12 protein-coding genes are annotated in these 8820 nt (G+C 42.3%); 7 read left to right on the forward strand and 5 right to left on the reverse strand.

Going from position 1 to position 8820, the window contains the following annotated elements; genetic code table 11:
- Positions 1-67 precede the first annotated feature (67 nt).
- The 5 genes from SYN7502_RS19670 to SYN7502_RS07425 form a co-directional block, all read right to left on the reverse strand.
- Positions 68-511, reverse strand: coding sequence for a hypothetical protein (locus SYN7502_RS19670; RefSeq protein WP_015168231.1), 444 nt, complete (start codon positions 509-511; stop codon positions 68-70).
- Positions 512-547: 36 nt separating this feature from the next.
- Positions 548-1876 carry a two-component system sensor histidine kinase RppB gene (rppB, locus tag SYN7502_RS07415; RefSeq protein WP_015168232.1) on the reverse strand — a complete coding sequence of 443 codons (1329 nt, stop codon included), beginning with the start codon at positions 1874-1876 and terminating at the stop codon, positions 548-550.
- Positions 1876-2556 (reverse strand): two-component system response regulator RppA, encoded by a 681-nt coding sequence (gene rppA, locus SYN7502_RS07420; RefSeq protein ID WP_015168233.1) that lies wholly within the window; start codon positions 2554-2556, stop codon positions 1876-1878. Before rppA ends, rppB begins: the two co-directional genes overlap by 1 nt.
- Positions 2553-2708, reverse strand: a complete 156-nt coding sequence (locus SYN7502_RS20175) for a hypothetical protein (protein WP_015168234.1) — start codon at positions 2706-2708, stop codon at positions 2553-2555. The genes rppA and SYN7502_RS20175 overlap by 4 nt, the downstream gene beginning before the upstream one ends.
- A 79-nt stretch (positions 2709-2787) precedes the next feature.
- Positions 2788-3246, reverse strand: coding sequence for a hypothetical protein (locus SYN7502_RS07425; RefSeq protein WP_015168235.1), 459 nt, complete (start codon positions 3244-3246; stop codon positions 2788-2790).
- Between the two features lie 305 nt (positions 3247-3551).
- On the opposite strand from SYN7502_RS07425, the gene SYN7502_RS07430 reads away from it, so the two are divergent.
- The 7 genes from SYN7502_RS07430 to SYN7502_RS07460 all read left to right on the forward strand — a co-directional run bounded on the left by SYN7502_RS07430 (position 3552) and on the right by SYN7502_RS07460 (position 8818).
- Positions 3552-3989, forward strand: a complete 438-nt coding sequence (locus SYN7502_RS07430; RefSeq protein WP_015168236.1) for a heavy metal-responsive transcriptional regulator — start codon at positions 3552-3554, stop codon at positions 3987-3989.
- Positions 3990-3994: 5 nt separating this feature from the next.
- On the forward strand, positions 3995-4633 hold the full coding sequence (locus tag SYN7502_RS07435; protein ID WP_015168237.1) for a DUF3105 domain-containing protein: 639 nt from the start codon (positions 3995-3997) through the stop codon (positions 4631-4633).
- A 179-nt stretch (positions 4634-4812) separates the two neighbouring features.
- The gene (locus SYN7502_RS07440; protein ID WP_015168238.1) at positions 4813-5553 is read left to right on the forward strand and encodes a DUF305 domain-containing protein; all 741 of its coding nucleotides are present in this window, start codon (positions 4813-4815) and stop codon (positions 5551-5553) included.
- Positions 5554-5598: 45 nt separating this feature from the next.
- Positions 5599-5793, forward strand: coding sequence for a heavy-metal-associated domain-containing protein (locus SYN7502_RS07445; RefSeq protein ID WP_015168239.1), 195 nt, complete (start codon positions 5599-5601; stop codon positions 5791-5793).
- A 17-nt stretch (positions 5794-5810) separates the two neighbouring features.
- A complete protein-coding gene (locus SYN7502_RS07450; RefSeq protein WP_015168240.1) occupies positions 5811-6032 on the forward strand; it encodes a hypothetical protein in 222 nt (73 codons plus the stop codon).
- A 48-nt stretch (positions 6033-6080) separates the two neighbouring features.
- Positions 6081-8315, forward strand: coding sequence for a heavy metal translocating P-type ATPase (locus SYN7502_RS07455; RefSeq protein WP_015168241.1), 2235 nt, complete (start codon positions 6081-6083; stop codon positions 8313-8315).
- 11 nt (positions 8316-8326) lie between these two features.
- Positions 8327-8818: a cupredoxin domain-containing protein gene (locus SYN7502_RS07460; protein ID WP_015168242.1), complete on the forward strand. Its 492-nt coding sequence runs from the start codon at positions 8327-8329 to the stop codon at positions 8816-8818.
- Positions 8819-8820: the final 2 nt, after the last annotated feature.

Consider the following 8820-nt stretch of genomic DNA (forward strand, 5'->3'; position numbering starts at 1 on the left):
TCATATTCCACCACCACACAGTAAATAAATCGGCTTTGCCGTCAATATAAATAGCGAGCGAAACACACTACAAAATCATCTCCACAGGTACTCCTGTGATAAAATCGCCCATCCTGAGCAGCGAGCCAAAATTCCGAAATGCGTAGCAACAATAAATCTTTCTGCCGTGCCTCGCGGCGTTCGAGCGTAGGGATTTTATTATTGAGCAAGTGAGGTTTGAGTTAGGGGTTATTCTTATGCGATCGCGAGAATCTAAATGTTTGAAATGGGGTGGGCGATCGCAACCCACAAATAAGCCAAAATGCACGGCTGGGTTTCCCCTGAGGGCAGTGGTGCCAGAGAGTAAAATTGAAGTGGGCTTTAGCTGACTGAAGTCAATATAATTACCATGCCGATGCTGCACCGATTCGGCTCCCGTGAGTTGAGCGAAGGCACAATAAACCGCTACTGTCAGCGCACGATAGGAGTAGGCAGACTGGCGGATAAGTTGAATGCAGTGAATCCTTATCATTTAATGGGGGTGGCAATGATTGTATACACATAAATATTATTTGTCATACAGCAGGACTATAAACTTACTACCTTTATCTGATTCGCTGCTTACTGTGATGTTTCCTTTGTGACTGAGAGCGATCGCCTTGGCAATTGCTAAACCCAGACCAGAACCACCTGTAGTTCGAGAACGATCGCTACTAATACGATAAAAACGCTCAAAGATTTTTTCTTGTTCTTCTGGGGCTATGCCGATGCCTGTGTCTTGGACTTCGATGATGGCATAGTGATCTTTATGGGAGAGCGTGACTGTAACTTCTCCTCCTTCATGGTTATAGCGGATGCCATTGGCGATCAGGTTGGCAAATAGACGATAGAGTTGGTCTTCGTTTCCTGTAATTTGGATTGGGGTAGTGGAAATACTAGATTTGAGGGCGATCGCTTCAGAAACTGCTAAGGGTGCTAATTCTTCTAATAAATCATTCAGGATGTCATTTAGACAACAAGGTTGTTTTTGGGCTTGGTGTATGTGTAAATCCATGCGGGACAGTAGCAGCAAATCTTTAACCAGTTGTGACAGTCTTTGATTTTGGCGATCAATGGTTTTAAGGGTGTCTTTTGCTTCAAGTTCAGAGAGAGTATCTTGGCGCAGGACTGATTCTGTGGTGGCTTGAATTGCGGCTAAGGGAGTCCTCAATTCGTGGGCAGCATCGGCGGTAAATTGTTGAATTTGCTGATAAGACCGATATATAGGCTGCATGGCTTTGGCAGAGAGCCACCAACTGGCAATACTAATCAGTGATAGGGCAATCGGTACGCCAATTAATAAGGCAAGTTTCGATTCTCCTAAATGGCGGTCATAGTCGTTGAGAGATCGCCCTACTTGAACATATCCCCAGTCTTGTCCTTGAGCAGTTTTGAGTAAAAGCGATACTTGATGATAGCGTTCTCCTGTTTCGTCAACTATAGTCTGCCAATTTTCTGTAGAGATAACTAGAGAACTATCTGCGGGTTGAGGCTTGAGTGTGGCTAATAATTTACCTGAGAGAGAAACTAGACGCAGATAATAGCCGTCTTGATGCACTCCTCCTAGGATATGCTGCTGAGTATTTGCAGAGCGATCGCATACTTTATCCACTATACAAAGTTTGGGTAATATCTGTTTTGAGCGATCGCTCAGTTGATTGGGAACATTTAAGTTTGGTTCGAGAATGTCATGAAATGTACCTGCTACTGAGGCTAATTCTCGATCTAAGGATTGCCAGTGGGCGTGTGCCATTACCAGATAGGAGCCAATGCCACTGAGACATAAAATTCCTCCCATGACCCCTGCATACCAAATGGCTAGACGAGATCGCGCTGTTAGGAAAACTTTCTCTCTCATTATTGGGGTTTGAGCCTATACCCTAATCCGTACACTGTCTCTATTATATCGTTGCAGCTATATTCAGCAAATTTGCGCCTTAATAATCGCATCTGAGCAGCAACCACATTACTAGAAGGTTCAGAATTGATTTCCCAGATTTGTTCAATAATTTGATCACGGGTGAGAATTTGATTTGGAGGATGTTGGAGGAAATATTCTAATATTTGAAACTCTTTGGCGGTAAGTGGCACGACTGTATTTTGAATGGAAATTGAGGAGGTGCTGTAGTCAAGGGTCAAATTGCCGACTTGCAGATTTTGAGTTTGAAATTGGGGCGATCGCCTAGCTAAAGCTCTTACTCTTGCCAGTAATTCGGGGGTGTTGAAGGGTTTGATTAAATAATCGTCGGCACCTGCATCTAGTCCTTGTACTTTGTCTTCGATCCCATCTTTAGCAGTCAACATCAAAATGGGGAGTGAACTAGATTGAGAACGCAAACGCCGACATAGCTCAATGCCTGTAAGTTTGGGTAGCATCCAATCAAAAATGCCCACTTGGTATTGTGTCCATTTATATTCTAAATAATTCCATGCTTCCAGTCCATCTTGCGCCCAATCCACCACATATTTTTCTTGGTTGAGCGTATGCTGAATAGCTTTGCCTAAGTCGGGTTCATCTTCTACTAGGAGGATTCTCATATTTCGACACGAATTAAGCTAATAAAAATAGGTTCTTGATTGCCTTGTAATTGGACTGAAATTGCCCCGTCCCAAATCCGCTCCGTTTTAGCTTTGATGCCGTGAATATAAAAGTTGAATTTTGTGTCCAAGTCATACTTTTGCTCCATCATTGCTAACACACCAAGTTTTAGATTAGAAGGTGAATATGAAATTAGGATGAAATGAGGAAGTTGATTTTTTTGCGATCGCCTATTTACTCTGATAGCCCAACATCTGATGTTTAGCCATGTACAAAACTAAAGGCGGCAGGATTATCCATTGCAGGAGTGGCAGCCAGCTAATGTTAAACACTGGCACAAGTAGCACTGAAACGCCGTAAAGTTTGGCAATGTGAACGCGATAAATTTCTGAAATGAAGGTATACATCCAACCTAGAGCCGTAAATAGAACTATTGATTTCCAAGTTGGGCTAAGCATCCATTGACGCGATCTATATAATCCAGAGATCGCCCAGCCACTAATCACAGTGATTACTCCGTCTCCCACAGTGCAGTGGGTAATGTAGTTGACCTTGTCTGACAAAGAAGGCATGGCGTAGAAGTCAAAGTATGGAGATTGCCAAACTTCATAGACAAAGTGCATTAAAAAGGCGAATAAAAATAAGTTTGTTTCTGGGGCAGCCAGAATGTGGGCGATTAACTTCTTCATCTTTCTTTAGGATTTGAGATGGAGTTTGATGGTTGACTGGGCAGTGTTTTCATGTCACTTAGTCCCCAAGCGATGGTCAGGATGATCACCAAACAGTAGCCAAGTATTTCGAGCCGAGTCATAGAGCAGATTTTTAACTATTTAGCCACAAAATAACGCAACAAAATGAAATCAGGATGAAAAGTCATTTAGAATTTCATTCCCATTTCATAATTGCCTGTAAAAATAGGGCTTGACTCTCCACTCAACCAGAGAGTGTATAAATTACTTACTTGAGAAATCGGGTGCTTTTAGGAGGTTTCAATATGCTCGCGATCGCTAAATCAGTACAAAGTTTGGATTTGCTGCAAATTGGTAGCGTTGCTGATCGCAGTAATGTGCCGATTAAAACCATTCGCTACTACGAAGAAATTGGCTTGCTAAAGTCATCAGGGCGGACGGAAGGAAAGTTTCGTTTATTTGCCCCAGATGTAATTAAGCGAATTGGCTTCATTAAAAGGTTGCAGAAACTGGGCTTGAGCCTCCAAGAGATTGCCGAGATTTTACAAGTTTACGATCAAGGGCTAACTCCCTGTGAGGAAATTGAGCAACGCCTGAAGGGGCAAATCCTTGAGATTGATCGCCATATTGCCGAACTAACAACTTTACGCGGTGAGATTAGCAATTTGCTCAAAGACTGGATACCTGTGCAAGGACTAGAGGCAGGAAAAATTTGTCCGATATTACAGAAAGATGATTTTTAGAAGTTATGAACAAATCAAACAAAATATTGCGTAAACGTCCTTCTCATTTTTGGGAAAAAGTTAGAGAACACATTTGGCTAGTTTTTCCATTTGGGATCGTGGCGATCGTGGTGATATTAGCAATTGTCAACAATAAACCACAGATATTTGAGCCATTTGAGATAACTACCCAAGGCAATCCCCTTCCACCTTTGAAAGCTGGGGTTATTCTTGCTGGTAAAACATTCCCAAACTTGGGGCAGAAGCACATTCCAGAAGGAGAACGAGTTACTTATAATTCCAATCCTCCCACATCTGGATCGCACTATCAGATACCTGCGGCTTGGGGAATTTATAGCTCAAACCCGCCTGTTGATGAGCGTTTAGTGCATAACCTTGAACATGGTGGCATTATTATTAGCTACAATCCTGACCTGATTAAGACTGAGGATTTAGAAAAGGTAAAAGCTCAGGCAAGAGAATTAAGAGCAGTCAATCCCCGCCTAATTGTGGTTCCGAGAACAAGTATTGATACGGCGATCGCTCTAACTGCTTGGGGATACTTGCAAAAGCTTCAAGGTTATGACTCTCAGGCTATAAAGACATTTTATGATGCTCATATTGCTCGCAGCCCTGAATGTCAGAACGGATTATGTCCGATTTAATCTTTATACCTAAAAAAGTTGGTCAACCCTCTATCTTACTAGAGAGTAGGTTGAATATTGGATGAAGATCATCACGTTTTGTTCTGAAATCAATCAATTCCGTTAAATCAAACCCGATATCAATCAGTAGCGTGAATTAATAGAAGTGAAAAAGCTTATAAATTACCCAATCTAAAATTATGAATAAGAAGTTTTTAGTTTACAGCCTAGTTGGGCTACTCAGTAGTGTTGCTGCCACTGGATTTGAGCTTGCTAATAGTATTCAGGCTCAGTCATTACCCCCATCAAAAAATCCTCAAACCATGCGATCGGTTCAAGTTGATCAGCACTTTATCGAAATGATGATTCCTCATCATCAAGATGCGATCGCTATGGCTGACATTGCTTTAACCCGTACCAAACGTCCTGAAGTGAAGAAATTAGCTGAAGCGATTAAAAAAGATCAAGCTCGTGAAGTTCAAGAGATGCGGACTTGGTACAAGCAATGGTATGGCAAAGAAGTTCCTCTAACTTCAATGAATATGGCTTCAATGAATATGGGCATGATGGGAAATTCTGCCATGCAAGGTACTCCGATGATGGGGATGGGTAAAGACATGATGAACATGGGACAGGACATGATGAAACCAAACTCCATGATGGGAAGAGGGCAAGAGATGATGAATATGGGACAAAATATGATGAGCATGGGGCAGAACATGATGACTATGGACATTGAAGCTCTCAAGACAGCCTCAGATTTTGACAAGGAATTTGTGCGTCAGATGGTTCCCCATCATCAAATGGCAGTAATGATGGCTCAAATGGCAATTAATCGGGCTACTCGTCCAGAGACTCGGACTTTGGCTCAGTCAATCATCAAATCTCAGAATGCTGAAATTGCTCAGATGCAAGGATGGCAAATTGCTTGGAATCGTTAGATTAACCAATGAGATAGAAGAATGCAAACGTAAGGATTTAACATTATGAAACTCGAATTAAAAGTTCCTGACATGACCTGTGGTGGCTGTGTGAACAACATCACTAATGCGGTTAAGACCATTGATGCTAATGCCACCGTGCAAGGCGATCCAAAGACCAAGATTGTTTTGGTGGAAACTCAAGCTTCTGAAGCTGCTATTAAGAGTGCGATTACTACGGCTGGCTACCAAGTGAATTAATTTACAGGATGAATTTAATGAATAGTAAAGAGCCAAATAACCAGAGTAATGAATCGAAGGATTCCAATATGTCTGGAATGAAGATGATGATGGCAATGATGATTGCCTGTTGTGCTATTCCGATCGCTATTATCTTTTTTACAGGAGGAGGTTTGGGCTGGTGGCTAGGACGATCTAACCAACCATCTAACACTCAACCAACCAATCAGCCCAGCAATTCCCCAAAACCTCAGAATTAGTAACAACGGGTTAGACCCAATAGATATTTAGCTAACAAGGATTTAAAGATGAGTAAAGTCACGCTTAATTTAAAAGGAATGCACTGCGCTGGTTGTGCTAGTAGTATCGAAGCCAAAACTCAATCTGTAGTTGGTGTTGCTAGTAGTAATGTCAATTTTGCGACCGAAGAAGTAGCGATCGAATATGATGCTCAAAAGACCAGTCCTGCGGCAATTCAAAAAGTGATTAAGGATATAGGCTATGAGGCGGTCTTGCCAGAGCAAGTAAATGAAGACGCTGATAAAAAAGCCCGAATAACAGAAACTCAAGATTTAACCCGTAAAGTCTGGGTTGGTGGTGTAAGTGGCGTAATTTTAGTAATCGGTTCGGTTTCCATGATGACAGGATTATCTATTCGCATAATTCCTGAATGGCTGCATAATCCTTGGCTCCAACTTGCTCTTGCCTTACCTGTGCAGGTATGGTGTGGGAGTTCATTTTACATTGGAGCTTGGAAGGCATTTAAGAATCACACAGCCACAATGGATACGCTGATTGCCTTGGGAACACTTGCAGCATTCTCTTACTCGATTACCGTTACTCTCAATCCTAATTTCTTTATTTCCCAAGGTCTACAACCTGAAGTTTATTATGAAGTTTCAGTAGTCGTGATTACCCTAATTCTTTTGGGTAAATTATTTGAGAATCGGGCAAAGGGAGAAACATCGGAGGCAATTCGCCAGTTGATGGGATTACAAGCAAAAACTGCCAGAATACTTAAAGATGGTCAAGAGTTAGATATCCCCATAGAAGATGTGCAGATTGGCGATGTAGTTTTAGTGCGCCCAGGAGAGAAAATTCCTGTGGATGGTGAAGCGATCACGGGGTTATCTACCGTAGATGAATCGATGGTGACGGGTGAAAGTATTCCCATTGAGAAAAAAGTGGGCGATCGCTTAATTGGCGCAACAATTAATAAAACTGGGAGCTTGCAAATTAAAGCCAGTCATATCGGTAAAGACTCAGTGCTATCGCAAATCGTGCAACTGGTCAAGGATGCTCAGGGTTCTAAAGCTCCAATTCAAAGACTTGCCGATCAAGTTACGGGTTGGTTTGTGCCTGTAGTAATCTCCATTGCGATCGCCACATTTGTGATCTGGTTTGAGATTATGGGTAATGTCACTCTGGCAACCATTTCGGCTGTGGGTGTGCTGATTATTGCCTGTCCTTGCGCTTTAGGCTTAGCGGCTCCGACTTCGATTATGGTAGGGACTGGGAAGGGAGCCGAGAACGGGATTTTAATTAAAGATGCTGGCAGTTTGGAACTTGCCCATAAAATTCAAACGATTGTTTTGGATAAAACGGGGACTCTAACGGAAGGGAAGCCAGTTGTGACGGATATATTCTCTGTGAATAAGAATGATGATGAATTATTAAAGCTAGTAGCAGGGATCGAGCGTAATTCTGAGCATCCTTTGGCTGAAGCAATCGTAAATCATGCCAAGCAAAAGAATATTACTATTCCTGAAGTGTATGATTTTATAGCGATCGCTGGCAGCGGAGTTCAAGGAAAAGTCAATAATTCCTTAGTTCAAGTTGGAACAAGACGATGGATGAACGAGTTAAAGATTGATACCAGTGGATTACACCAATATCAGGATTCATGGGAAACAGGTGGAAAAACTGTGGTTTTAATTGCAGTTGATAATATTGCCCGTGGTTTAATTGGCATTGCTGATAAGCTTAAACCTTCATCTCAGTTAACAGTTGCGGCTTTACAAAAACTGAAAATAGAAGTGGTAATGCTGACAGGGGATAATCAATCAACGGCGGAGGCGATCGCCCGTGAAGTTAGAATTAAGCGCGTATTTGCTGGGGTACGTCCCGATCAGAAAGTGGAAAAAATTAGAGAGTTACAAGCTGAAGGTAAAGTTGTGGCAATGGTTGGTGATGGGATTAATGATGCTCCAGCTTTGGCTCAGGCAGATGTCGGATTGGCAATTGGGACGGGAACTGATGTGGCGATCGCAGCAAGCGATATAACTTTAATCTCTGGCGATTTACAGGGTATTGTGACCGCAATTCAACTCAGTCGTGCCACGATTAGTAACATTCAACAAAATCTCTTCTTTGCCTTTATCTATAATGTACTGGGGATTCCAATTGCGGCTGGGATTCTCTATCCGATTTGGGGTTGGCTGCTGAATCCAATTGTGGCGGGTGGAGCTATGGCACTTAGTTCTCTTTCGGTAGTCACAAATGCTTTAAGGCTGAGAGGGTTCCATCCTTCTGCAAGTAAATAGGACAAATAATTATGAAAAAACTAACAAGTATTTTACTCAGTATGGGCTTATCCGTTGGGATCGCTTCTAGTATGTCAGCACAGGAGATGAAACACAATTCCGCTAAATTTCAACCAATTGAACAGCCTATTACTCTGAAAATTGCGATCGCTCTCGGTGGTTTATCTCTAATCGGTGCACAGCTTTGGTGGTTTCTGGGAAGTAAGCCTAAATCTCAAAAGGCAGAAATAAGTGATGGTGTTCAAGAGGTGACGATTACGGTTGATGGTGGTTATGTTCCATCTTTAGTAACGGTTAAGCGGGGTCAGCCTGTACGCTTGCAATTTAATCGCCGTGATCCTAGCAGTTGTTTAGAAAAGGTTCTTTTCCCTGACTTTCATGTTGCTCAGGATTTAACTCTCAATCAAACTACGCCTGTGGAATTTACGCCTGACAGCCTTGGGGTATTTCAGTTTAGTTGTGGGATGGGAATGTTTCACGGGGCGATCGCTGTGGAGGAGTAGAA

This window comes from Synechococcus sp. PCC 7502 (assembly GCF_000317085.1).
Taxonomy (GTDB): Bacteria; Cyanobacteriota; Cyanobacteriia; order Pseudanabaenales; family Pseudanabaenaceae; genus PCC-7502.

What these genes read in the sequence shown, in the direction of transcription:
- SYN7502_RS07460 (WP_015168242.1), top strand. Translation starts at nt 8,327, where the DNA reads ATGAAAAAACTAACAAGTATTTTACTCAGTATGGGCTTATCCGTTGGG.
- rppA (WP_015168233.1), bottom strand. Translation starts at nt 2,556, where the DNA reads ATGAGAATCCTCCTAGTAGAAGATGAACCCGACTTAGGCAAAGCTATT.
- SYN7502_RS07440 (WP_015168238.1), top strand. Translation starts at nt 4,813, where the DNA reads ATGAATAAGAAGTTTTTAGTTTACAGCCTAGTTGGGCTACTCAGTAGT.
- SYN7502_RS07450 (WP_015168240.1), top strand. Translation starts at nt 5,811, where the DNA reads ATGAATAGTAAAGAGCCAAATAACCAGAGTAATGAATCGAAGGATTCC.
- SYN7502_RS19670 (WP_015168231.1), bottom strand. Translation starts at nt 511, where the DNA reads ATGATAAGGATTCACTGCATTCAACTTATCCGCCAGTCTGCCTACTCC.
- SYN7502_RS20175 (WP_015168234.1), bottom strand. Translation starts at nt 2,708, where the DNA reads ATGATGGAGCAAAAGTATGACTTGGACACAAAATTCAACTTTTATATT.
- SYN7502_RS07445 (WP_015168239.1), top strand. Translation starts at nt 5,599, where the DNA reads ATGAAACTCGAATTAAAAGTTCCTGACATGACCTGTGGTGGCTGTGTG.
- SYN7502_RS07430 (WP_015168236.1), top strand. Translation starts at nt 3,552, where the DNA reads ATGCTCGCGATCGCTAAATCAGTACAAAGTTTGGATTTGCTGCAAATT.
- rppB (WP_015168232.1), bottom strand. Translation starts at nt 1,876, where the DNA reads ATGAGAGAGAAAGTTTTCCTAACAGCGCGATCTCGTCTAGCCATTTGG.
- SYN7502_RS07425 (WP_015168235.1), bottom strand. Translation starts at nt 3,246, where the DNA reads ATGAAGAAGTTAATCGCCCACATTCTGGCTGCCCCAGAAACAAACTTA.
- SYN7502_RS07435 (WP_015168237.1), top strand. Translation starts at nt 3,995, where the DNA reads ATGAACAAATCAAACAAAATATTGCGTAAACGTCCTTCTCATTTTTGG.
- SYN7502_RS07455 (WP_015168241.1), top strand. Translation starts at nt 6,081, where the DNA reads ATGAGTAAAGTCACGCTTAATTTAAAAGGAATGCACTGCGCTGGTTGT.